The sequence below is a fragment of the Leucothrix arctica genome (assembly GCF_003172895.1).
GTDB lineage: Bacteria > Pseudomonadota > Gammaproteobacteria > Thiotrichales > Thiotrichaceae > Leucothrix > Leucothrix arctica.
Map to the genome: position 1 here is coordinate 1 of NZ_QGKL01000021.1, position 24,169 is coordinate 24,169.

The window sequence follows — 24,169 nt, forward strand, 5'->3', positions numbered from 1 at the left end:
CCATGCAGCACCTGTCTCAGTGCTCCCGAAGGCACTAAAGCATCTCTGCAATATTCACTGGATGTCAAGGGATGGTAAGGTTCTTCGCGTTGCATCGAATTAAACCACATGCTCCACCGCTTGTGCGGGCCCCCGTCAATTCCTTTGAGTTTTAGTCTTGCGACCGTACTCCCCAGGCGGTCAACTTAATGCGTTAGCTGCGCCACTAAGAACACAAGGCTCCCAACGGCTAGTTGACATCGTTTACGGCGTGGACTACCGGGGTATCTAATCCCGTTTGCTACCCACGCTTTCGCACCTCAGCGTCAGTTTTGGACCAGAGAGCCGCCTTCGCCACTGGTATTCCTTCAGATCTCTATGCATTTCACCGCTACACCTGAAATTCTACTCTCCTCTTCCAAACTCTAGTTACCCAGTATCAGAGGCAATTCCCAGGTTGAGCCCGGGGCTTTCACATCTGACTTAAATAACCGCCTACGCGCGCTTTACGCCCAGTAATTCCGATTAACGCTTGCACCCTCCGTATTACCGCGGCTGCTGGCACGGAGTTAGCCGGTGCTTCTTCTAAAGTTAACGTCAAGGCTAGCACTATTAATACTAAACCCTTCTTCACAATTGAAAGTGCTTTACAACCCTCAGGCCTTCTTCACACACGCGGCATTGCTGGATCAGACTTTCGTCCATTGTCCAATATTCCCCACTGCTGCCTCCCGTAGGAGTCCGGGCCGTGTCTCAGTCCCGATGTGGCTGATCATCCTCTCAGACCAGCTATAGATCGTAGCCTTGGTGAGCTCTTACCTCACCAACTAGCTAATCTAACGCAGGCTCATCCAATTGCACAAGGTCCGAAGATCCCCTGTTTTCCCCCGTAGGGCGTATGCGGTATTAATCCGGATTTCTCCGGGCTATCCCCCACAACTGGGTAGATTCCTACGCGTTACTCACCCGTCCGCCACTCGTCAGCACTAGCAAGCTAGCCTGTTACCGTTCGACTTGCATGTGTTAAGCATGCCGCCAGCGTTCAATCTGAGCCAGGATCAAACTCTTCAGTTAAATTTGTTCACAACATAAATGCTGTGTAAATCAGGTCGAAGCGTTTAAAACTAACTATATACGTATAATCAAAAATTTAACGTTTTGTTAGGTTCTTTGCTTCTTGCAGTATTTTTTGCAAGCTACAAATTCCCACACAAGTTATTTGGTCTATATTGTTAATGTAGCGCCTGCGATCTCTACCGCAGGAAGGAGGCGAATTATATATAAGCCTCAGATCTTGTCAACGTTTTTTTGAACTTTAATTCGATTAAACACTCAACCGAACCGAACAACAAAACACCGACCTAATACTGATGATCAATCGAGGAAAAACCAAGATCTTTCAATCACTTAAGATGCAGTTCAACTGAACAACTTCCGTCTCAAGAGCGGCGCATTATAGACAGATCTGAGCACCCGTCAACACCTTAATCACGCTTTTATTGAATTAAACTCAACTGGCTTGAAGTTGTACTTTTTATTGCTATAAATCACTTATTATACTCAACTAACGAACAACCTATACTGTAATTCGTTATTACCTAATAAGCTTACTCAATACGCCTTAACACTAGTACATAGCTAAAGCATATAATTCTAAAGTACCTAGCACTCTATATGTATTCATCTATCAGCTACGTGACTTACTGTAACCCCCACAACTAATACATATACAGCAATGTGCCAACGCCCTGTATGTATGTGGCTTTTTCATGTTACATACTTAGGTAGCCACAAAAGGCTACTACCAGATATCTATAAACATCCTTATCTAACCACAGCAAGTTATCCAGCGAGACCTAACCATAGAATACGTAACATCTATAAATAACTAGGTGATAGCAATACTAACTTTCAACGCTTACTCTTAATTTAAACTAGCGTGGCTAACCTATGACAAGTACTAACTTTTAGATTATGGCTTACAGCTTTCCTCTTCCACCTCAATACTACAACCGTCCGTTGCTCGTAATGTAATATCATCTATATCACCCATCTCATGAAATCCAGCATCATCCATATCATCATAGTTTGGGCAGCTATCTTGCTTTATCACGAGCGGGTCAGCAGGGCCTGTCCAACCTTCGGGCTTTTCGATAACCAATCGCTCGAAAACAGCAGTACAACCTTCACCATAAAAAACGGTGTGCGAGACCAGGTCTATAGCCTGTAACCCTGACATAACTGCAGGGTTACCTTGTATGTAACGCAGCATTGTATTGAGATCATCTGAATTTTGGTGCTGAGGGGGTAATGCGGCTTGTGATAGAGAACTGCAGGACAATACTGCAATCGCTAACCATTTAGCCTTCTTACTAACCATCAAACCTTTTGTAGGTTGCATATAGCAAACTCCTTTTGCCAACTAGCGTGTATTACTTAAGATTTAAAATTGTACCCGCTGTTATATCAACATTTCTTTTCAGTTACATGATAAATAAGTATCTTAGCGCTATTTAATTAGGATATACCACTCACGGTGTGACTTAGGGCTCTAATATTTAAAGGTAACTGTGCGATTTATTGACAAGCAAATAGTATGTAAGCCTCTGCAAAGACGACGACATAACCCACCACAAACAGACACTGATGCAAAAAAAGCATGGCGCCGTTTTAATAAGCAGGCAATCCGTAAAACCTGCTACAAACAGCAATTCGGGTTATGTGCATACACCGAGCTTTCTTTAGATGACGAACAGCTAGGCTGTCACTTAGAACATATCGCCCCTCGCAGCCGATATCCTGAACGTACTTTTGAATCCACCAATATCATTTTAGCGTCAATGGATGAGTGCTATTCAGGTCAACTAGAAACACATGAGCAGTTTGGTGGACACTTTAAAAGTGCACTCTATGGCGATGATTGGTTTATTGGACCTTTCGATCCGCGCTGTGAGTTATTTTTCCAATACTGCGCGACGACAGGTCGAGTCTTTGCTAACGACAAGATAGACATAAACGATCAAGCAAACACGGCTAGAACGATTGAAGTACTCAACTTGAATTGTGACTACCTTATCACCAAACGTCGAGACCACTTGCGGGCTTTAACTGAAGCTATTAACTCATTGATGAGTAGAGGGTCGCAAAACTTTAATACAGAAGAAACTAATTTCGAATCACTAAGGAGAGTGACGCTAGAGAAAGTAGGGAAGTCGCTACCTGTCTTTTACAGTGCAAAGAAGCAGCTGTTCGATAAATATAAGAAAGACGGCTTTTCAAAAAACCACCCGCCACTAAATACATAGTGGCGGGTCGATTAAAAACGTGCCAAAGCTAAGATCATGGGCAAATGATAATAGACCAAGGTGGTTCACGCTAAAAAGTTCACACTAGCAATAACGCTATATAGTAAACCTCAGGGCATCACAGTTATTTTATTTATTGTGTGATTTTGTACCGTTGGTAAACATTGTCACTATTGTTGGATAGTGATTTAATTGTCGTCACAAACTTATTTATACCAACCACTGACTGAACAATAAATGAACAAAAACTAACCTAGCTTCAACGGTAGCAAACACAAAAAACTAAGTGTTTGATTCATCTATAATATCTTTATATTGTCACATCAAATATTTTACAAAAAACTTTAAGCTAGCATAAACACTATTCTTCATTTGCTATTGCTATACGCTCCAAACGTTCTTCCTCTTCTCTCGCTGCTTCTTGAATCTGGAGAACAACATCATCAACATCTGCGGCTTCTTCGTTAGCTTCAAACTCACCCGTTAGAATAGTATCTGGTCGTAGCTCACCGTCTTCATACAGTTTCCAGATCTCTTCTCCGAAAAAAGTATCCAGCAAATCAGGACAGAACTGTCCGAAGTAATTAGTCATGTTTTCTACATCACGCAACAACATAGACTTTGCATTGTTATTCGCTGATGCATCTACTGCTTGAGGAAGATCAATAATGACGGGGCCATACTCATCAAGAAGTACATTAAATTCAGACAAATCACCATGTACCAAACCCGCACAGAGCATTCTAACCACGTCTTGCATGATAAATGCATGGTTATGAATGGCTTCATCTTCAGTCATAGTAACGTCGCCTAAACGAGGTGCAACACCACCTTCAGCATTTGTCACTAACTCCATAAGCAATACACCGTCTAAACAGCCGTACGGCTCAGGAACACGCACATTAGCATCCGCTAGGCGATACAAGGCATCGACTTCAGCATTTTGCCAAATCTGCTCTTGCTCCTTACGACCAAACTTAGACCCTTTTTCCATAGCACGGGCACGACGAGAGTTACGTACTTTGCGTCCTTCGGTATATTGAGCAGCCTTTTTAAAACTTCGCTTTGCCGCCTCTTTATATACTTTGGCACAACGAAGCTCTTCACCACTACGCACGACGTAAACGTCAGCCTCTTTACCACTCATTAACCGACTTACAACTTCATCTACCAAGCCATCTTCAACGAGTGGTTGTATTCTCTTAGGAATTTTCATCGCGTCTTTTTACCTTATTTGTTGCGATGATGGAATACTTTCTAAACATTTTATAATTTTCTCTCCCCTTCATCAGACTTTATGAAAGACAACTTAAAAACCATTGTTACCCATATCTACCGCAGCCTATTTATACTTAAAGCATACTAACAAGAGTACTGCGGGAAGCTACCTGTAGTCAAAACCTATCCCTTTAAACGCTTAGCGACTAGGTTTTTAATATTTCCCGTATTTAGAAGATAACTAACAACAAGGAAAATACCAAGGCCCGATATTATTTGGAGCAGTAACCACGACCATCCACGATGATCTTTCAGATAGTACAAGCATACTCCCATTAACACTGCCGCGAGGATAACTTTACTCACCTCTTTAACTGGAAATGGAATTGGAAATACGCGCCGACCAAATATAAAACCAAGACTGACACTCACCATAAACGACAGTAACGTCGCAATAGCTGCACCTTGCATACCCATTTTAGGGATCAACCAGTAATTCAGTAGCAGATTTAATACCGCAACCACACCCGCAATCTTAAATATCCCCATATTATTATTGCCCAGCTGAAAAGGTAGATGCGTATAGAAGGCACCCGCTCCCATAAAGAAAATGGCGCAGGACACCCAAGGTAGTAATAACGTGACTGACTCTCGATACGCATCCCCAATGACCAAGTCGATAATGTTTGGGCCGACCAATGACAGACCGACAACCGCAGGAATTGATACACCAAATAGCAAGACTGCATATGTTTTAAAGTACGCCAAGGCAGCCTCTTTGCCTTTTGTATCAAGTAGCTTAACAATCATAGGATATGCAGCTAAATTAACCGCATTCATGATCATCAATATCGAGTTACCTGCAAGGTCATAACCCACCGCATACTTACCCGCCTCTGCCTCACCTGATAGCCACGCCAGCATGTAACGGTCTGACACATTCGTCACTTGATCCAATAAAAAGGAAGCCGCTAAAGGCATGCCATAAATAACTAACTGCTGTGTTAACTCTGGTGAGAAAAGGGCAGGATTGTAACGAAGCCATATTTTAGTTGTTTGCACCATTGAGGGTATGAGCATACCGATCCCAACACCGAGCAATACTCCAAACGGCCCCCAACCTAAATAGGCAAATAATGCCCCAAAGAATAGTGCCAAAATGGAATAGCTAATAATCATCACTGCATAGCTAGTCGGCTCCATTTGGGCTGACTTAAGCATCAAACCAAAACGATGAGACACAAAGCCCACTAACAGCATTAACCCTGCCAGCACATAACGAATATTGTCTGACTCAACAGTGAAGGTGATGATCACCACCAATAAAATAACAGGCAATGACAGGCAGCGGTACAACATACCCATGGTTGAGATAAACGTATCTTCCGAGTATTTCCCTCCCGGCCAAAAGCGCACCATGCCGACGGGTAACCAATTAAATAAAGTGGCATTCAGAAACATCGCAGCGGCAAAAATGAGGGTATAAACACCATACTGCTCGGGCGTCAGTAAGTGTGTGTACACAGAGAGTGCAGTAAACGCTAGTAAACCAGGGATGATTTTAGCGAGCATGTAGATACCGCTACTTTTAAGTAACATAGCTTGTTTTATCTCAACTATTTAAGGACGACAGCCAACCATATCCACAAGCATCCATATGTCGCTATAGGTAGCGCTGTAATGGCTGTGTACACCAGATAGAGGGATACTAACTTGTTACCTTGAAACGCTCGTTATACCACTTAGTACTGTCCGCAAGGTGAACCTTAGCTTTTTGGATATCTTCTTCAGAAATAGTCGGTACTTTCCCTTCTTTGAAGAAGAACTTTTTAATACCCAACCCCTTAAGAGTGTCGATAACGCCAGACAAGCCGTTTTTAACTAAAAAGCGTGTCACCATGTAAGCACAACGCATAAGTAATGGGTTTCTGCTTGTACTAGTACCCGCAGAGTTCACCTTATGATCAAACTCATAGGTACTACTAAATGGCACACCAATAACATCACATGTTTTTTTCATGAACGATCGAGGGTCTTGCTTTAACTCGCTGTAGTCTAGAAAAAACACATTCTCTTCGCCAAAAGCTTCAACCCACTGATCAACATATTCATCATACTGACTGCCTTGAATAATGCGCGGGTGTTCTGCAAGTAAGTCACTAAAGCCGGTGTAACGATAGCCGTGTCTAATATGATGTTTCACGTGCGAACTGAAGCGTTCAATAGGATCACGCAAGGTCATGATGATTTTTACGTTTGGATTATCTTTCTTGATGCGCATCATCGCGACATCACGAATCATATATGACGGAGCCACATCAATAGTGACTTGGTGCTCAGTACTTACAGGAAAGTGCCTTAAGTACCAATCTTTACCTTTTTCATAATAGTCATCGTAATAAAAAAGCTCTTTGACCGGCTCACTCGTTGCTACATTTGGGTGATGCAAAAAGTAGTCATAGATATAGCTCGTGGCCGTCTTTAAAGGACCAATAAAAATAACATCGGGGAATCTTGCTTCATTATCCATTTCTCTGACCCTTTAAATAGTAACCGACTAGGTTTACTTACAGGGTCATCTTTAAACTTTAGTGTGTGCTCAATATGAACTGAGTATGGAGATAATGTGGAGACTGAGCGTTAGCTAAAAATCACGGTTTTATTACCATCTAAAAACACACGATGTTCAGCATATAGCTTTACTGCTTTTGCAAATGCCACCGTCTCTGTATCTCGTCAGATCGCCGTTAACTCTTTTGGCTCATAGGTATTGTCAACACTTTGAACTGACTGATAGATAATTGGACCTTCATCAAAGCTTCTTCTTGCTCAGGCTTATTCTCTTCATTAACGGGCAAATAGATAAAACGTATATCTTATCGCTCCGCCATAGGACGTAGGGTCAAATGGTTAGACACAATCGCTGTAATCTCTATCGCTAACTCACTAATCTAACAACCTCGACTAGCCAAATAAGTAGCGACACCCGCTACAACACCATTAACCGCGGGAGAGTTATATTTCAAAACAAAGAATGGGCTTTTCAACTTACGCATAACAATCATCAGTTAATGTAAAAATACTATGTTAAACATTTATACAAAATGGGATAGGGGGTTTCTTCTGAAATAGTAATTTGGTCTTATTTATAGGCGTTGGTCGGATAGTTACCCTATATAAACTAAAGTTCATCTTTAAATACTTGTCCTCTATGCTATCTACCGTATATTCTAAAACTATCTCTTATGTTAAATATTGCCTAAGGAGGTGCCCCACCCAAAAAAGTTACAGCTGCTATTGCTCGACAAATAATAAATAGTAAAAAAGCCGGCTCAACATACTAGGGGAATAAAATGAATATTTCAAAAATTGCGATTTTTGTAGATGTAGAAAACTTGACCCATTGGGTTAAAAACAGCGGACCTGATGATCTCTTAGATGAATTAAAATCCAAGGGCTCAACGATTGTGCGCAAAGCGTACGGTAACTGGTCACAACCAAGTATTAGTTCATTGCAGGTCAGCCTCGACCGTTTAGGCTTTGACCTTGTTCACAGTTTTCACCCAGTCAGTGGTAAAAACTCTGCCGATATACAATTAACAATTGATGTCATCGAGTGTGCGCTGAGTAGACCTGACATTGACTGCTTCATACTCGCAACGGGCGACTCTGACTTCTCATCGTTATTCCGTAAGCTACGCAGTATGGGAAAAAATATAATCGGTGTCGGACCTAAATCACCATTAAGCAAAAGTGTCGCGTCCTCTTGCTCACGCTATATTTTTACAGACACGCCTGTACGCTCCAACCGCTTAACCAGCAGTGGTTATAACAAAGCCTCTGCACTAGCGCGCAATACACTCCGTAGCTTAAATGGTTATGCCGGATGTGCTGAACTTAAAAAACGCATGTTAGAGGTCGATCCGACCTTTGATGAAAAAAAACATGGCTTCACAACGTTTCGTAAGTTTCTTGAGCGCATCTCAGCCATCAAAATAACACCAGTGACTGGCAGTAGTGACGTCATGGCTTATATCGAGATCAAAGCCACGCCAGCAAAATCGAACGCTACTCAGGTTGACAGCAATACACCGGTAGTTAGACAGCAGTTACTAGAGAATAAAGAGTCTACGCTTGATATGTATAAGCGCTTTTTGCGCTCACATGAATGGCAAGTCGTCCCTAAGCACCAACTTATCCGTGCTTACCATTTGGTTTCAACAATGGAGCCGATGACTCGCTCAGATATTGAATATCAAGTCGCCAATGACTTAGTGCGTGAGTTAGATATCAATACTGTTCGCCAGTGTATTAATATTTTTGTAAAGTCTGGCCTACTCGATCTAACACTGGAAATAGATGAAGCGGGTAATGACCATAAGTTATTAAGCCTAGAAAAAAATGTTAACTACCTAAAGGATGTGGATTTTTCTATGCTGACTCGCTTACTGCAATCTATTGAGGATAAACAACAGGAAGTGGATGAGGCTGTTATCGCCCAATCTTTGTACAACAATTACTCAGATGAAGTACTCAGTAGTTTAATTGCCGATGCACGCACTAGTTTGTCGTTATTACGCGGTTAATTAAGAACATTTTTCATCTCTAGTTATTAGTAAAATAATGTAGACTAGGTGGCCGGAGTCGTGAGACTCCTCCCCACCAACCTAGGATACGCCCCGTGAGCCAAACCGATTTTTCATCTCTACAACTTCGCCCTGATTTACTAGAAAACCTAAAATCATTAGAATATCTAGAAATGACACCGATCCAAGCACTAAGCTTGCCGAGTATTTTGGAAGGTAAAGATGTTATTGGGCAAGGAAAAACGGGCTCTGGTAAAACGGCAGCGTTTGGCTTAGGACTCCTAAATCGCTTAGAAGTGAAGAAATTTCGCATTCAAGTATTAGTCATGTGCCCTACACGTGAACTAGCGGATCAGGTTGCCAAGGAAATACGCAAACTAGCACGCGCTATTCATAATATTAAAATACTGACGCTATGTGGCGGTATGCCATTTGGCGCTCAAAAAGGCTCCTTGGAGCACGGCGCTCACATCATCATCGGTACGCCTGGGCGTATTGAAGACCACCTACGTCGAAACACTTTGTCACTAGAACATGTGCATACACTGGTACTAGACGAAGCTGACCGTATGCTTGAGATGGGTTTCCAAGACACGATCGATGCAATCATCGAAAAAATGCCGTCACAACGTCAAACTATGTTGTTTAGTGCAACGTTCCCTAAGCAAATCAAGAAAATTGCTAACGCGATCATGGTTGACCCGGTGATGGTTAAAGCACCTGCGCTACATGACAGCACAGTGATCAAACAGCACTTTTACTCTATTACCGAACCTTATCGTCTGACGGGTTTACGTTTGATACTGCAACACTTCCGCCCTGAATCTGCGGTAATTTTCTGTAACACCAAGCATGACACTCAACATGTTGCTGATGCATTAGTCGAAAACGGCTTTAGCGCGATAGCACTTCACGGCGACTTAGAGCAACGTGATCGCGATAAAATGTTAGTACGCTTTGCGAATAAAAGCGCTTCAATCTTAGTTGCAACCGATGTTGCAGCACGTGGTCTAGATATCGATGCGATTGACGTCGTGGTTAATTACCATATTGCGCATGACCCTGAAATACATCTACACCGTATCGGCCGAACAGGTCGTGCAGGTAGTAAAGGTGTCGCTTGCTCACTTTACTCAGATGAAGAAGCGCATCGTGTCGCGATGATTGAAAGTGGCATTGACTCAATAAATGACACCGAAGAATTACCGCCAATTAGCTTGCTAAACCAAGCTCCTGTTACGCCTCTAATGACTACCGTGCTTATCGATGGTGGTAAAAAGCAAAAGATCCGTCCTGGTGACATTTTAGGTGCTTTGACTGGAGACAACGGGATCGAAGGTAAGCAAGTCGGTAAGATTCATATCTTTGATAACTGGTCATATGTTGCTGTCGCTTTAGATGCCGTAAGACCTGCACTACGCAAATTAAGCACGGGTAAGCTAAAAGGCCGTACCTTCCGAGCACGACAAGTCAGAGACTAGGAGCTGAGACCCCAACAATGTTTGTGTACGCAATAAAAATTAGCGGGCTGCCGCTAGAAATTGATGCAAAATCAATCTTAAACCAGCACTTTCCTGACTCCCTAGGTGAATCAGGTGATGCTGTGCTTACTGGCGATCAGATCACCATTAATTTGCCCGAGCGAGATGGTGAGCTATTCTTTAGCAAAACACTGCGAAAAATGGGTGACTCATTTACTGAGTTGTCCCGCAGCGGTTGGTGCTTTCTTGTCTTAAGAAAGCGCTTTGACGAGAAATATAAACTTGTCGCTAGCTACGATGAAAGCCTGAAAATTGGTCGTCGAGCATGGCGTGACGAGCGCCATAGAGTAGAAGCTGCCAGTGAATCGCTTGAGTCGTTTCTGAATAAGAAAGCGACTGCCGAGGACATGGAAGTATTACGCCCGTTATTTCCAAAAAACATTGGTCAACTCCTTCGCAATAAAGGTAAAAGCATCGATGCAGGTGCAGAGGTATTGCAACAAGCACTGCCGACATTAAAGACCTCGGATGGCCAACGCATTTTCTCCCAAATGCAGTCTCTGTATGAAAAGCGCGCGGGAAAATGGAAAAATCGTTTTGGCTGTGCATGGGTATCTGTGTATTTCCTCATGTCAGTGTTTCTCGCATTCGCCATTTTCGATGGGCTAACGAGTGGTTTTTCTTGGTATGGCTTAATCGCAGCACCTATCGCAATGATTATCGCATTGTTGCCCATCATCGGCTCTGCAGCAGCCAGTTTTTCAGCGGTTAATGTTTGGAGCTGGTCGACAGGTTTTTCAGTGCTGATCTTTTTTGGATATTACATACCGATTGCCTACGTCATTGTTCGTATTGGCTTTGCTGCTTTTAAAGGTGAGGGTATTGCTACATGGAACAAACTACTCAGCAAATAAAGTGTCGATGATAAAGAATAGTCTTAGCTAAATGGAGTCAGTCCGATGTCAGAAATCAGTCTCACGAATGCGCAAAAAGATGACTTCGTTGATAAGCTACAGAAGTACTTCGACAAAGAATTAGACCAAGATATTGGTCGTTTTGATGCGGAGTTTTTGGTGGACTTTATTAGTGAGGAGTTTGGCGCTCACTATTATAACCAAGGACTGACTGACGCTCGTGCTGTCGTTGCTAAGCAAGTCGACAGTATTACTGAAGCCATTTACGAGATTGAAAAACCTATCTCATAAGGCTACATTGCCAATTATTCTGTCCTATTTTTAACCAAAAAAGCCTTATTTAACATTACTGTAACAATGCACGTATATGGTCTCAGGGATCAAAAACTACCCCCCAATATACTTATGCAAGCTTCTGTTGAAAAAGAGACTCAATCCATACATGACATCATGGAGCAACTCTCCCGCCACTTAATGAGTTGCCACACCGGCACATTCTTAATAGCGACCAATGATAACCACTCCTGTCGAATGTCACTTACAGCGGGCCGCGTCACGCACTGCTCGTTTGGTCGAACTCATGGAGATGAGGCGCTTCAAAAAATTACTAAGATCAGCGCTGGTAACTGCTCATTCGTAAAGAATGCTAGATATCCTTTCAAAGAACGCTCCGAAGTAAAGAAGAAACATGGGGTTGATCAATTAATTGCCACACTAAACCAATCCTCACACGGCAAATCAGAGTCTTCAAGAAAGCACAAATTACCGTCTGGTTTGACGGATAGACAGATGGAAGTATTGTTCGGTAAGTTTCACTTCGAATAAACGCAACTGGCAAAGATGTGCGTGTCAGCACAAGCTTAGGTATAATGCATACCCCAAACATCAAAAACTATAAGCAATGTCAGAGCCCATCGAACACCATATCAGCACAGTTACCGATGACCAATTAGCCATCGATTGCCTCGCTGAGGCTACTGGCATTTCCAAACAGAAGCTTAAAATGGCCATGCAGAAAGGCTGCGTTTGGTTAGAGAAAAAAGGAGCAGGGAAGCATTATACCCAACGTCTTAGACGCGCCAAGCGGCCATTGTCTCTGGGTGAAACACTGCACATTTATTATGATTTGAAGGTCTTAACCGCAGTGCCACCATCAGCTACTTTAATTAGTGACGAGGGCGCTTATAGTATCTGGAATAAGCCTTCCGGCATGTTATCGCAAGGCTCTAAATGGGGTGATCACTGCACTATTTATCGCTGGGCGGAGCAAAATTTACAGCCCGAGCGACCTGCTTTTATTGTTCATCGACTAGATCGTGCCGCTAATGGACTGATTGTTTTAGCGCATAAAAAACAAGTGGCTGCGCAGTTCTCTAAAATGTTTGAAGAGCATCAGCTTGAGAAGCATTATCGCGCGACAGTCACAGGTAACTTCTCCACGGTTATGGATGGTGAAGGTAATATTGATAGCCTCATAGGCAAGACAAAAACGATTCGCGACAATATCGATGATAAGTCCGCGTGCAGTCACATCACACTACTGAGTTATGATGACGCTCAAGACGAATCAACTGTCGATGTTCTTATCGAGTCAGGTAGAAAACACCAAATTCGTAAACACTTATCAGGCGCAGGCTTTCCGATTATTGGTGATCGTTTATATGGCGCCCCTGAAAAATTAGATGAAAGAGACTTACAACTCAGAGCACACTCACTTGCCTTTAACTGCCCTGTTACGGATGTCGCTAAATACTTTGAGCTATAAAACAAGAGACTCTAGGCCACCTTTTTGATTACGTTATTAGTGACATGCTTTACTGATTACCACTGCTAAGGCAGAATGGTCTTTCATAATACTCACATCAATTAGCAACAATTAGGGATTACTATGGATCGCAAACTGATCTCATCTGGCTCAGATTTTGAATCAAAAATTGGCTACTCGCGCGCTGTCGTTGACGGCGACTATGTCTTTGTTTCTGGCACAACTGGCTACAACTACGACACGATGTCTATTTCTAGTGACGTTGTTGAGCAAGCCGAGCAGTGCTTCAAGAATATTGCAAAAGCACTTGAAGAGGCGGGTACAACGTTAGACAAAGCAGTTAGCGTAACTTATGTGTTTCCTAATAAAGCTGACTTCGAACCTTGCTGGCCAGTATTCAGTAAGTACCTAGGTGAAGCAAAACCTGCTGCAATGGTATTTATCGCAGGCTTGCTTGATGACGAGATGAAGCTTGAGATTCAAATCACCGCACGTATTCACGAGTCTGGTTACTCTTACTAAACACTCGTATAACACCTAAAAGTCTCACTGGCTTCTAGGTGTTTCAGCACGTCTTAAGTCGCTAGACTACCGCAACACCTCCTCATAACCTCAGTCACGGCAATCTTTCCCTTTTATCAATATCATATGACCATTGGTATAAGGCTCTATCTCATTCCTCATCTGCTAAGTTTATAACGTCATCTAAATTATAAAATTAGGCCGCATGGCCAACTCCCCCGAATTGTTGGATGACAATGAAATGAATAAGCGACCTTCTTTAGCATGGCCTCGGCTCTTCGCCTGCCTGATCCCCCTATTTTTAGCATGGAGCGCTGTAAGCTCTGCTGCACAACCTGATGCATTCAACAATTGGGCAAAGACTGCCAAGATTGGTGGTGCTGCTGTTTCAGTTGGCATGAGCAGTACTGAAATCGAAACCATGCTAGATACGCTCCAAGCACAGCACGTGACTGTCATTGAAGCGGATTCTGACCTTTCTAATTACCAATCTGATGCACAGTTTGATCTTGAGCTAGCGTTGATGCGCCAGTTTGCAGACGCTGCACACAAACGTGGCTTACGCGTTGTTTGGTATATACCGGCACTGGAAGTCATTACCCTCAACGGTAAAAATATTGCCAACACAATGGCGAAAGACCATCCGGACTGGGTTCAAATTGGACTTGATGGTCAGGAAAATGTCTTTTACGGCGGTGGCGGTCAAGTATTCTGGGTAGAAGATGATGCAGAAAGCGCATGGATGTCTCCTAGCTCGACTGGCTATCGTGAGTACTTTTTTAGCCGTATCAAACAAATGGTTGCGACAGGCATTGATGGCCTGTGGGCTGATGTTCCAATCTATGCGGACTTCGGTGGCACAAAATGGAGTGGCTTTAATGCAGAAGCAATCACTCGCTTTCAATCAGATACTGGCTTTGCTAAACCTGTCGCTGAAAACTGGGATGACCCAGCATGGCGTCGATGGATTCACTGGCGTCACCAAGAGCTTGCACGTTTCCTAACGGACTTAACCACGGAAGCACGCTCAGTAAACTCTGAGTTTTCAATCTACGCTGAGACACTTCCAACAGACTACAACGGTGGAACAATCTACGGACTAGATGCTGGCTTTATCAAAGGCGTTGAAGGCTTAACCGAAGTGTGGGAAATAGACACCATGAGCAACAACGTAGGAATGCGTAATGCTCAAAGTGATGACTGGATTTCGTTTATCTCAGCATTAAAGTATGCCCGTGGTGCGACAGGCGAAAAACCATCTTGGACATTCACCTATGGTGTTGATGCAGATGATGCTCAGCAGGTTATGGCGCAAGCGATGATTGCGGGTAACAACCCATACGAGCTGAAAGTACCAGAGATGGCAACGACGGTAGGCGATGCTTTCCGTAAGCGTATGTTTAACTGGAGTAAGGTCAACGCGCCATACTTGTTTGAAACAGAGTCAGCCGCTACAACCGGTATTTTGTACTCTTCAGCAAGTCGTGACTATGTAGACAAATTCACTGGCCTAGGTATGTTTGCAACTACCGATGGTGGAAGTGATGAACTTTGGTGGGCAGAAAGCACGATTGATAGCGTGTACTCACGTGACTACCTTGCTGAACACCGTGGTGTATTGAAAGTACTGGTCAATGAACACATTCCATTCAACGTGCTGCTTGTACCAGAGCAAGATGAACTGAATAAATACCAAACGATCTTCCTACCGAATATCGAAGCGATTTCTGATGCAGAAGCTAGCAAGCTGCGTGCATTTGTAAATCAAGGTGGCCACCTCATCGTCACTGGGCCAAACCCAACAGGTATGGATGAGTACGGTAATAACCGTAGCAGCTATGCATTGTCAGACCTACTTGGTTTTGATATTGGTGATACGCAGCCAAACTCAAACGTTCAAAGCTACGGTGCTGGTCAAACACATTACTTCTCAACTCGTTTGGGTAAAGAGTACCTGACTAACAACACGACATCGGCTCGTACACTGCTAGCGAATAAAGTACGCGCCAATAGTAGCGTCAATGTAACAACCAATGCTGATGACCGTATCTATGTAGAAAGCTCACGTATCGGCCAACAGGCTGCGCTACAGTTTACTAACTTCATTGGTTTAGACGGCACGTTCTCAGTTGTCCCTAGTAACATCAATGTCACTTACACTGTACCAACCGGTGAGAGTGTGACTGGCGTTACTTACACGACACCTGATACAACGGATACGTCTAAGACTGCACTAAGTTTTACTCAGTCAGGTTCGACTATTAACTTTAACTTGCCACTAACTCAGTACGCGTTAGTTGTAGTTTCATTTAATGGCGCACAGACACCGAGCAGTAACCATGTACCTGCGGCAGGTAATAACTACTTCCAAACTGACACTGGTACCGCACTTACATTCACTAGTGCAACGTTACTAGCAAATGATGGTGACTTAGACGGCAATACGGTTTCTGTAGCCAATGTATTTGCGACATCAGCAACTAACGGCACAGTCAGTAACTTAGGGGGCGGAAGTTACCGTTACACTCCGACGGCTAACTTTGTGGGTACTGACAACCTGATTTACACCGCGACAGACGGGCAGGGTGGTCAAACGGTTGCTCAGATCAGTATCTATGTTGGTCCTCAGTCGAGCTTTTCTACGCCAAGCTCAGTCACAATTACTCAAGGTATAGAAGACACTACTGAACTCACCAACTTTGCCTCGGTTGATGAAGCGACCTACGACATAACATCTGTCGCATCAGGTTCGCAACACATTGTAGACTGGAATGCGACGACGACAGTCTCTGAAGACATTGCCGATATCAGTGAAATCAAGATAACGCACGTCGGACAGTACTCTATCGCGAACATTACTCAAACTTCGTATATTTATAACTACTCAACCACATCATGGGAGTTATTTGATACGGCGGTTGTGGGTGATGAGTATATGTACCCAGCGGTTAAGCGTATTAATAGTAATATAGATAACTATGTATCAGCGACCAAACAAGTACGTATACGTATTCGTGGCGTAGGAACATCAGGTACGTTTTATAGTTGGACAGATCAGTTAGTCTGGGAAGTTATCCCAGTTGTTACAACAACTATCCCTGTTAATGATAACACCACCAGTAACCCTGTTAACGCTAGTCGTTTTAACATAGATGGTAACTTAGCAGACTGGGCTGGGCTCACTTCATTTGGTCTCGATGGCGATGATATAAGTACTTCTGGCGCTCAAGTTGACTGGTTAGAAGGCTGGATGGCGCACGATGACCAAAACCTTTACCTAGCGTATGAAAATGACGGTCCAATCAACACCGCTACATGGTGGCCTTGGGCAGTTTACTTAGACACAGATACCAACACAGGTACTGGTTTTAAGATTAATAACGCAATGGGTGCTGACTACCTGTTTGATGGCTGGAGTATTTACCGTTACACAGGCACAGGCTCAAACTGGTCGTGGGCTTATGTTGCATCTAACATCCAATCAACCGCGCAAGGTAACTTTGCAGAAGCTGCTATTCCGCGTACTGCGATTGGTAGTCCGAGCAAAGTACATGCCTTCTTCGTGGGTGACAATACGACTTTCGTTGGTACGCAAGTGGTTGATGTTTACCCGAACAGTTGGAATGAGTTCCATGCTTACAACCTAAGTACTGCGGCTCCAGCAACAAGTGTCTTCTCAAACTCATTAACACCAACATTAGACAGCGTACTCAGTGATTGGGCATCTGTTCAATCATTTGGTGATGATGGTGCTGATATGACGGTCGCTGGCGCTCAAGCTGACTGGCGTAATGCGTGGATGGCACACGATAGCAATAATTTTTATCTAGCTTATGAAAATGAAGGCACGATCAATAATAGTCTGCGCTGGGCATGGCAGGTGTTCTTAGATACTGACGCCAATGCTTCAACGGGCTTTATTGTCAGTCCTGCAATGGGCGCAAGTTACATGGTGCAGGGCAATAGTCTGTACCAGTACACCGGTTCTGGCTCAGATTGGAGTTGGACTTACCTAAGTTCAGCGAGCGCATGGAGCACGAGTAATATTGCGGAACTAAACTTCTCTCGTAGCTTACTTGGCGGAGCGACTGACTTGAGGGTTGTCTTTAGAGCGGCTAACTGGCCGTTTAATAACAACTACGACACAGCAGGCTATGACTATTTCCCAAGTAGCGCAGCAACGGATAGCAATAGCTACTTTAGCTATAAAATCCAGTAAAACGTAAGACCTGCACTAGCGGTGATCTTTATCATCGCTAGTGCTCTTTCCTCTAGCTTCTCTCTCAGTGACTCCTCACTTCTCCCTTACATTACTCCTCGCTCATACTAAAACTCTTTTCAAGTCACTCCACACGCTATATGCTAGCTAATCACGATGGCCTCATCTTTAGCCTATCGTTTACCTCCTTCCTCATTTCTACGTAATACTACGTAGTATTTTCCTGAAAATAATAAAAACTAAGTGTTATTACGAATAGTTCAATAATACCGATAAAGGCACAATCCTCCTCGTTCCACCAAAAAATCTATGAGGAAATCAAATGTCTATACGCACTCGCTTGGCAATCGTTGCCAGTGCTGCAGTTCTACTTATCAGTGGTACAGCAACAGCAGCAGATAAAGTCTACCGTCTAAAACTTGCAGAAACATGGGGACCTAACTTCCCTATCTTTGGCGACTCCACTAAAAATATGGCAGCTATGGCAAATAAAATGTCAAATGGCCGTCTAAAAATCACAGTTGATTCAAGCAACAAGCATAAGTCACCGCTTGGTATCTTTGACATGGTAAAAGCAGGTCAGTATGACATGGGTCATTCTGCTTCTTACTACTGGAAAGGAAAGGACATCAACACTTTGTTCTTTACGACTATGCCTTTCGGTATGACAACACCTGAGCAGTATGCATGGTTCTACCACGGTGGTGGAATGGAGCTAATGAAAGAAGCTTATGACAAGCATGGTATTCTTTCATTCCCAGGTGGTAATACTGGTAACCAAATGGGCGGCTGGTTCCGTAAAGAAATCAACACAGTTGAAGACCTTAAAGGTCTGAAAATGCGTATCCCTGGTTTCGCTGGTGAGATCATGGCTAAGCTTGGCGCAAGCCCAACTAACATTCCTTCAGGCGAGCTATACACATCACTTGAGCGTAATACAATTGACGCACTAGAGTGGGTTGGTCCTTCTCTTGATCTACGTATGGGCTTCCACAAGATCGCACCTTACTACTACACTGGTTGGCACGAGCCTGCAACTGAGTTGCAGTTCATGATTAACCAAAAGAAATGGAACAAGCTACCTGAAGATCTACAAGAGATCCTACGTGTTGCAATGCGTACAGCGGCTTACGACATGTACATTCAGTCATACCACGAAAGTGCTGTGAACTGGGAAACTATGCTTACTGACTTTCCTAACATCAAAGTTAAGACTTTCCCTAAGCCAGTAATGGATGCAATGAGAGCAGCAAATGATGAGTTAATCATTGAGCGCGCTAAATCATCACCTCTTGCACAGAAGATTGTTGATTCTCAAGCTGCATACCTTAAGAAAGCACGTGTTTGGACGAATATTTCGGACCGCGCATATCTTGATAGCTTAGACAACTAAGAATCGTCAGCTAACCAAAGCAACAACCCTCACCGGTTGTTGCTTTTTCGTTTTCAGGATTTATAAAAGGAGATAACAATGTTGTCACGCCTTGAAACATGGATTAACAAAATATCAGATGCTTGCGGTGTAATTGCATCTATATTATTTGTTTTACTGTTATTTAACATCTTTTACGACGTTGTTGCCCGATATTTGTTTAGCCAAGTATCGATTGGCATGCAAGAAATGGAATGGCACTTATTCGCAGCAATGTTCCTACTCGCCATCCCTTACACTATTCGTACTGACGGCAATGTTCGCGTTGATTTAATTTACGAGGGCCGTAGTGATCGAGGCAAAGCATTGATCAACCTTTTTGGTACTCTGGTTTTACTACTACCTTTTGTATTACTCATTGCGTGGTTCGGTATCGACTTTGCTTACCAAGCTTTTGACCTTGGCGAAGGTTCAGGTGACCCAGGTGGTCTACCTCACCGTTGGATTATTAAGGCAGTTATTCCCCTATCTTTCTTTATGATGGCGCTCGCTGGAGTTGCTGTTGTAATACGCTCACTTAAAGTACTCAAACAAGGTGATAACTCATGATGGAATATATCGGTGTTATTATGTTTTTTGTGGCACTTGCCGCATTACTACTTGGCTACCCTGTTGCCTTCACATTTGGTGGCGTAGCATTAATATTTGTTCTTATTGCAAAATTTCCAGAACTCGCTGAGTTGATGGATGAAGGCGCATCTACTGGTGAAATTGTCAGTGAGGCGTTTAGTACCTTTGCCTTTATGCCCTATCGTATCGAAAGCATTATGCAAGGTACGACACTGATGGCAGTTCCACTGTTCATCTTTATGGGTATCGTGTTACAGAAGACACGACTAGCTGCTCAGCTGCTTGAAGCAATGGGACGTTTATTTGGTTCAGTACCTGGTGGTCTAGCAGTATCAACAATCTTAGTAGGTACACTACTAGCGGCTTCAACAGGTGTTGTTGGTGCGTCGGTTGTTGCGATGGGTCTTATCTCTCTACCCGTTATGCTTAAATACCAATACGACAAGTCGCTGGCTTGTGGTGTTATTTGTGCATCTGGAACGCTAGGACAAATCATTCCACCTTCGATCGTATTGATTATCTTAGGTGATGTATTAGGTATTCCTGTTGGTGACTTGTTTAAAGCTGCTGTTGGGCCAAGCTTAGTACTTGTCGGTCTGTATGTTGCTTATGTACTTTTCCGTACATGGAGAAACCCACAAGACGCTCCACCAATGCCTCGTGAAAACGATGGTACAAGTAAAGCGGCTTATATTTGGGAAGCACTGAAAGCAATTATCCCACCGCTACTTTTGATTCTAATTGTACTAGGTTCTATCTTTGCTGGTATTGCGACACCAACTGAGTCATCTGCACTAGGTGGTGTTGGTGCTTTAGTACTTGCACTATTATACGGTCAGCTTAACCTAAGAATTCTTTACGATTCATCACAAGAAACGGTCAAGATCACGGCAATGGTATTTGCAATCTTGTTAGGTGCAACAGCATTCTCTATGGCGTTTAGCTATACGGGTGGTGATGCGATCGTTGAAGAGCTTCTACACGGTTTACCGGGTGGTAAGATGGGCTTCTTGATCATGTCCATGTTAGTTATTTTGGTATTGGGCTTCTTCATCGACTTCGTTGAAATCAGCTTTATCATCGTACCGATTCTATATCCAGTTGCTGAAGCAATGGGTATCGCACCGGTTTGGTTTGCTATTTTAGTTGCGATGAACTTACAAAGCTCATTCCTAACCCCTCCGTTTGGATTTGCCTTGTTCTACCTGAAAGGTGTAGCACCAGACTCTATTGCAACAACTGATATCTATAAAGGTGTTGTGCCCTTTATAGTCATTCAAGTTGCTGTTGTATTGAGTATTCTGTTCTTCCCAGCATGGTATGGTTTACTGTAAGAAACTGCATATAGGATACTGAGGAATGAAGTTAAAGATCAAAATATTGCTATTGGCTATCTTGCCAATGTTGCTGGTCACTATTTTGATCGCATTCCTCAGTACCTATCAGATTCATTCGCTTGCAGAGCAAGAGATAAAGACCTTTGAAATAAACCTCGTCGCATCTAAGCGCGAGGAACTCAAAAATTACGTAGATCTAGCACATACCTCGATTAAACCCGTGCTAGAAGATACAAGCTTGACCAAACAACAGGTCGAGTCAAAAGTCAGAAAAACCCTAAACAGCTTAATCTATGACACTGACGGTTACTTTTTTATCTATGATCAAAAAGGGATTAACATCGTCCACCCCATCTCTCCTGAGCTCGTCGGGCAAAATCTCTATAACATCCAAGACCTAAACGGTAATTACCTGATTAGAGGCCTCATTACACAAGCCCAATCTGGTGGTGGATATCATCGTTACCTGTGGAATAAACCATCAGGCATTGGCGTTCAAGATAAAATGAGCTACGCCATTTTAGTTGGCCCTTGGCAGTGGATGATGGGTACTGGTTTATACCTAGATGACATTGAAACTGAAGTCGCTCATATTCGTGATCAAGTTAAACTCAATGTCCGTCAAACTTTTATCAAAACACTGTTCATTGTATTAGTCGCTATCGTCGTGATTACACTCATTGGTTTAGCCATCAACCTGCATGAAACACGACTAGCCGACAAACGCTTGCAGCAACTAGCGCTTAAGTTTGTGCGCTTCCAAGTCAACGAGCGACGCCGTTTTGCACGTGACTTACACGATGGGATTAATCAGCTTTTAGTGGCCGTCAAGTACAAATTAGAATCCGCGACCAACAAAATTAAACGTAACGAACTACTCGCGACTAACGACCTTGAAGGTTGTACTGACGTACTCAATGACACCATCCGTGAAATTCGTCGTATATCTCATGACCTTCGCCCAAGTCTCCTCGATGACCTTGGCCTAGAGCGTGCGATTCTGAATTTACTAGATCAGTTTGAAGAGCGCACCAATATTCATGTGATTGCTGAAATTGACTTGGAAGCAGGGCAAGTGCCTGAAGATATTGAGATCACGCTGTACCGTTTAATTCATGAAGCACTGACCAATATCGAGCGTCATTCACAAGCAACACGCGTTCAATTAATCATGTGGATGGAAAGAAAAAGACTTAAATTTACCCTCTCAGATAACGGTATTGGCTTCTCTCCTAAGAGCATAGAATCAAGCCCATCAGGAATTGGACTCAAAAATATGCAAGAACGTGTAGAATTGATAGGTGGTCACTTCACCATTCGCTCTAAAGAAAACGAGGGGACGACCATTCGTACGGTATTTTTAATCGAGGAATAGGGCTATGCCAGACATTATTCGCATTGTATTAGTTGATGATCATCCACTAGTGCTAGAAGGTATCAGCGCCCGCCTCAGTGAAGAAGAAAACCTCGAAATAGTCGGACAAGCCTGCAATGGTTTAGAAGCGCTCAACGTTGTCAAAGACACACAACCAGATGTTGTCTTGATGGATGTATCGATGCCCGTCATGGATGGCATTGAAGCCATGGAACGAATGGCTCAGGACTACCCAAACATCCGTGTGCTTATCTTAAGCATGCACGACAACCAAGAATACATCATGCGTTTAATGCGTCTAGGCGCATCGGGTTACGTACTGAAAGATGTCCCTTCAAGAGAATTGGTAAGAGCGGTTCGCACTGTTTATAGTGGTAGTACTTATATTAGTTCTCGTGCTTCGAAGCTATTGTTTAGGGATAGGGGCGTCGAACAAACACAGACCAAAAGCATACTTACCAAGCGTGAAATTACAGTGTTAACCATGCTGGCTGAAGGACTTTGTAATAAAGAGATTGCTCACTTTTTAGAGTTATCGGTCAGAACGGTTGAGGCTCATCGCCAAAATATCAAAAGTAAGTTGGGGATTCATACGCCTGCAGGACTGACAAAATATGCGATCGAACATCGTTTTGTGAAAGTCTAAAACGGCCTCACCAGAATCCACACATCCGCCAAAACACCGCCTATCTGTTATCTATAGAATTCCCATGCATTTCCGGACTAGCCGATAGAAGGCTCTATCAAACCTCCCCTATATTTCATTACAATCCTTTCATTAATTAAATTTTATTAACTAATAAAAATATTTTAGATTAAAAAACACACTAAAAGTAATTATAAACCACCAAATAACTCCTTTTTTCGACATTAAATGGAGTAGTAGGGTGCTAGAATTTCTATCACATGGATTATTTTTTAAACAAAAATATATTAAAAATCTAACCAACTGAATGAGGTACCGATGCTTAAAGCAATCAAACCATCTCGTTTCATTGTCGTTATAGTCATCGCAAGCTTTTGCGCTGCCTGTGACTCAAAAGTAGATGTTAGCAATAACTCAGTGGAAAAAAGTACGCAAGAGAGCCCTTTAGCTTCAGGAGCTGCTGATTCCACTCCCCCACCTGAAACAATCTCGGTTGAACAATTAGAACAACAATTATCACCGTTTAGAGCACGTATTCTAGCACTAGAAAATGAGCTCGAAGTAGCCCAACAAGCCACAACAGATACTACTAATAAAAAAGAAGATAAATTATTTGAGCAAAGTTTGATGGAACAAAAGCTCAGTAATTTGTTGGACGAGAATCAAGAACTCACCGATCAGTTAACCGCTCAAGAAGAAACCATTCAGCAGCTGCAAGACGAACTATCAGCAATGAATATCCAGCATCAAGAAGAACTCGCAAAACAAACGATTACCCAATAAACCAACTAATTCACAGAACTGAGTTAATACCTTGGGA

Annotated in this window: 19 protein-coding genes and 1 rRNA gene; 15 read left to right on the forward strand and 5 right to left on the reverse strand. The window is 43.0% G+C overall.

The window, feature by feature from the left end; all coding sequences use genetic code 11:
• Together DKT75_RS06885 and DKT75_RS06890 are read right to left on the reverse strand one after the other, a co-directional pair.
• Positions 1–1,053: ribosomal RNA gene (locus DKT75_RS06885) — 16S ribosomal RNA — on the reverse strand; the annotation flags it as partial.
• Between the two features lie 898 nt (positions 1,054–1,951).
• On the reverse strand, positions 1,952–2,380 hold the full coding sequence (locus DKT75_RS06890) for a ssr3402 family protein (protein ID WP_109822688.1): 429 nt from the start codon (positions 2,378–2,380) through the stop codon (positions 1,952–1,954).
• A gap of 169 nt (positions 2,381–2,549) precedes the next feature.
• Between DKT75_RS06890 and DKT75_RS06895 the strand changes: the two genes are divergently transcribed.
• Positions 2,550–3,284 (forward strand): retron system putative HNH endonuclease, encoded by a 735-nt coding sequence (locus DKT75_RS06895; protein ID WP_109822689.1) that lies wholly within the window; start codon positions 2,550–2,552, stop codon positions 3,282–3,284.
• Between the two features lie 361 nt (positions 3,285–3,645).
• Here DKT75_RS06895 and DKT75_RS06900 read toward each other — a convergent pair whose 3' ends face one another.
• The 3 genes from DKT75_RS06900 to DKT75_RS06910 form a co-directional block, all read right to left on the reverse strand.
• Positions 3,646–4,500 carry a PA4780 family RIO1-like protein kinase gene (locus tag DKT75_RS06900; protein ID WP_109822690.1) on the reverse strand — a complete coding sequence of 285 codons (855 nt, stop codon included), beginning with the start codon at positions 4,498–4,500 and terminating at the stop codon, positions 3,646–3,648.
• 185 nt (positions 4,501–4,685) lie between these two features.
• Positions 4,686–6,101: a lipopolysaccharide biosynthesis protein gene (locus DKT75_RS06905; RefSeq protein ID WP_109822691.1), complete on the reverse strand. Its 1,416-nt coding sequence runs from the start codon at positions 6,099–6,101 to the stop codon at positions 4,686–4,688.
• Positions 6,102–6,210: 109 nt separating this feature from the next.
• The gene (locus DKT75_RS06910; protein WP_109822692.1) at positions 6,211–7,032 is read right to left on the reverse strand and encodes a sulfotransferase domain-containing protein; all 822 of its coding nucleotides are present in this window, start codon (positions 7,030–7,032) and stop codon (positions 6,211–6,213) included.
• Positions 7,033–7,855: 823 nt separating this feature from the next.
• Here DKT75_RS06910 and DKT75_RS06920 point away from each other — a divergent pair.
• The 14 genes from DKT75_RS06920 (at position 7,856) to DKT75_RS06985 (ending at position 24,132) form a co-directional block, all read left to right on the forward strand.
• The gene (locus tag DKT75_RS06920; protein ID WP_109822693.1) at positions 7,856–9,088 is read left to right on the forward strand and encodes an NYN domain-containing protein; all 1,233 of its coding nucleotides are present in this window, start codon (positions 7,856–7,858) and stop codon (positions 9,086–9,088) included.
• 95 nt (positions 9,089–9,183) lie between these two features.
• Entirely contained in the window at positions 9,184–10,569 is a 1,386-nt protein-coding gene (dbpA, locus tag DKT75_RS06925) for an ATP-dependent RNA helicase DbpA (protein WP_109822694.1), read from the forward strand.
• 17 nt (positions 10,570–10,586) lie between these two features.
• Positions 10,587–11,483 carry a hypothetical protein gene (locus DKT75_RS06930; protein ID WP_109822695.1) on the forward strand — a complete coding sequence of 299 codons (897 nt, stop codon included), beginning with the start codon at positions 10,587–10,589 and terminating at the stop codon, positions 11,481–11,483.
• A gap of 45 nt (positions 11,484–11,528) precedes the next feature.
• Positions 11,529–11,774, forward strand: coding sequence for a DUF2164 domain-containing protein (locus tag DKT75_RS06935; protein WP_109822696.1), 246 nt, complete (start codon positions 11,529–11,531; stop codon positions 11,772–11,774).
• A 114-nt stretch (positions 11,775–11,888) separates the two neighbouring features.
• Positions 11,889–12,308 (forward strand): hypothetical protein, encoded by a 420-nt coding sequence (locus DKT75_RS06940; protein WP_146201331.1) that lies wholly within the window; start codon positions 11,889–11,891, stop codon positions 12,306–12,308.
• 76 nt (positions 12,309–12,384) lie between these two features.
• Entirely contained in the window at positions 12,385–13,248 is an 864-nt protein-coding gene (locus tag DKT75_RS06945; RefSeq protein WP_109822698.1) for a pseudouridine synthase family protein, read from the forward strand.
• Positions 13,249–13,371: 123 nt separating this feature from the next.
• A complete protein-coding gene (locus DKT75_RS06950; protein ID WP_109822699.1) occupies positions 13,372–13,770 on the forward strand; it encodes a RidA family protein in 399 nt (132 codons plus the stop codon).
• Positions 13,771–13,975: 205 nt separating this feature from the next.
• Positions 13,976–17,989, forward strand: coding sequence for a cadherin-like domain-containing protein (locus tag DKT75_RS06955; protein ID WP_109822700.1), 4,014 nt, complete (start codon positions 13,976–13,978; stop codon positions 17,987–17,989).
• A gap of 322 nt (positions 17,990–18,311) precedes the next feature.
• Positions 18,312–19,382 (forward strand): TRAP transporter substrate-binding protein, encoded by a 1,071-nt coding sequence (locus DKT75_RS06960; RefSeq protein WP_109822701.1) that lies wholly within the window; start codon positions 18,312–18,314, stop codon positions 19,380–19,382.
• A gap of 78 nt (positions 19,383–19,460) precedes the next feature.
• Complete coding sequence (locus tag DKT75_RS06965) at positions 19,461–19,970, forward strand: TRAP transporter small permease subunit (RefSeq protein ID WP_109822702.1); 510 nt, start codon at positions 19,461–19,463, stop codon at positions 19,968–19,970.
• Complete coding sequence (locus DKT75_RS06970) at positions 19,967–21,325, forward strand: TRAP transporter large permease (RefSeq protein ID WP_342767323.1); 1,359 nt, start codon at positions 19,967–19,969, stop codon at positions 21,323–21,325. The genes DKT75_RS06965 and DKT75_RS06970 overlap by 4 nt, the downstream gene beginning before the upstream one ends.
• A gap of 25 nt (positions 21,326–21,350) precedes the next feature.
• Positions 21,351–22,703 carry a cache domain-containing protein gene (locus DKT75_RS06975; protein WP_109822703.1) on the forward strand — a complete coding sequence of 451 codons (1,353 nt, stop codon included), beginning with the start codon at positions 21,351–21,353 and terminating at the stop codon, positions 22,701–22,703.
• 4 nt (positions 22,704–22,707) lie between these two features.
• The gene (locus DKT75_RS06980; protein ID WP_109822704.1) at positions 22,708–23,349 is read left to right on the forward strand and encodes a response regulator transcription factor; all 642 of its coding nucleotides are present in this window, start codon (positions 22,708–22,710) and stop codon (positions 23,347–23,349) included.
• A gap of 318 nt (positions 23,350–23,667) precedes the next feature.
• Positions 23,668–24,132 carry a hypothetical protein gene (locus DKT75_RS06985; protein WP_109822705.1) on the forward strand — a complete coding sequence of 155 codons (465 nt, stop codon included), beginning with the start codon at positions 23,668–23,670 and terminating at the stop codon, positions 24,130–24,132.
• The last annotated feature ends 37 nt before the right edge of the window (positions 24,133–24,169 follow it).

Coding starts and splice junctions, on each gene's coding strand:
- DKT75_RS06975 (WP_109822703.1), top strand. CDS start 21,351: ATGAAGTTAAAGATCAAAATATTGCTATTGGCTATCTTGCCAATGTTG.
- DKT75_RS06920 (WP_109822693.1), top strand. CDS start 7,856: ATGAATATTTCAAAAATTGCGATTTTTGTAGATGTAGAAAACTTGACC.
- DKT75_RS06900 (WP_109822690.1), bottom strand. CDS start 4,500: ATGAAAATTCCTAAGAGAATACAACCACTCGTTGAAGATGGCTTGGTA.
- DKT75_RS06930 (WP_109822695.1), top strand. CDS start 10,587: ATGTTTGTGTACGCAATAAAAATTAGCGGGCTGCCGCTAGAAATTGAT.
- DKT75_RS06955 (WP_109822700.1), top strand. CDS start 13,976: ATGGCCAACTCCCCCGAATTGTTGGATGACAATGAAATGAATAAGCGA.
- DKT75_RS06950 (WP_109822699.1), top strand. CDS start 13,372: ATGGATCGCAAACTGATCTCATCTGGCTCAGATTTTGAATCAAAAATT.
- DKT75_RS06905 (WP_109822691.1), bottom strand. CDS start 6,101: ATGTTACTTAAAAGTAGCGGTATCTACATGCTCGCTAAAATCATCCCT.
- DKT75_RS06980 (WP_109822704.1), top strand. CDS start 22,708: ATGCCAGACATTATTCGCATTGTATTAGTTGATGATCATCCACTAGTG.
- DKT75_RS06960 (WP_109822701.1), top strand. CDS start 18,312: ATGTCTATACGCACTCGCTTGGCAATCGTTGCCAGTGCTGCAGTTCTA.
- DKT75_RS06965 (WP_109822702.1), top strand. CDS start 19,461: ATGTTGTCACGCCTTGAAACATGGATTAACAAAATATCAGATGCTTGC.
- DKT75_RS06985 (WP_109822705.1), top strand. CDS start 23,668: ATGCTTAAAGCAATCAAACCATCTCGTTTCATTGTCGTTATAGTCATC.
- DKT75_RS06945 (WP_109822698.1), top strand. CDS start 12,385: ATGTCAGAGCCCATCGAACACCATATCAGCACAGTTACCGATGACCAA.
- DKT75_RS06890 (WP_109822688.1), bottom strand. CDS start 2,380: ATGCAACCTACAAAAGGTTTGATGGTTAGTAAGAAGGCTAAATGGTTA.
- DKT75_RS06910 (WP_109822692.1), bottom strand. CDS start 7,032: ATGGATAATGAAGCAAGATTCCCCGATGTTATTTTTATTGGTCCTTTA.
- DKT75_RS06935 (WP_109822696.1), top strand. CDS start 11,529: ATGTCAGAAATCAGTCTCACGAATGCGCAAAAAGATGACTTCGTTGAT.
- DKT75_RS06970 (WP_342767323.1), top strand. CDS start 19,967: ATGATGGAATATATCGGTGTTATTATGTTTTTTGTGGCACTTGCCGCA.
- DKT75_RS06940 (WP_146201331.1), top strand. CDS start 11,889: ATGCAAGCTTCTGTTGAAAAAGAGACTCAATCCATACATGACATCATG.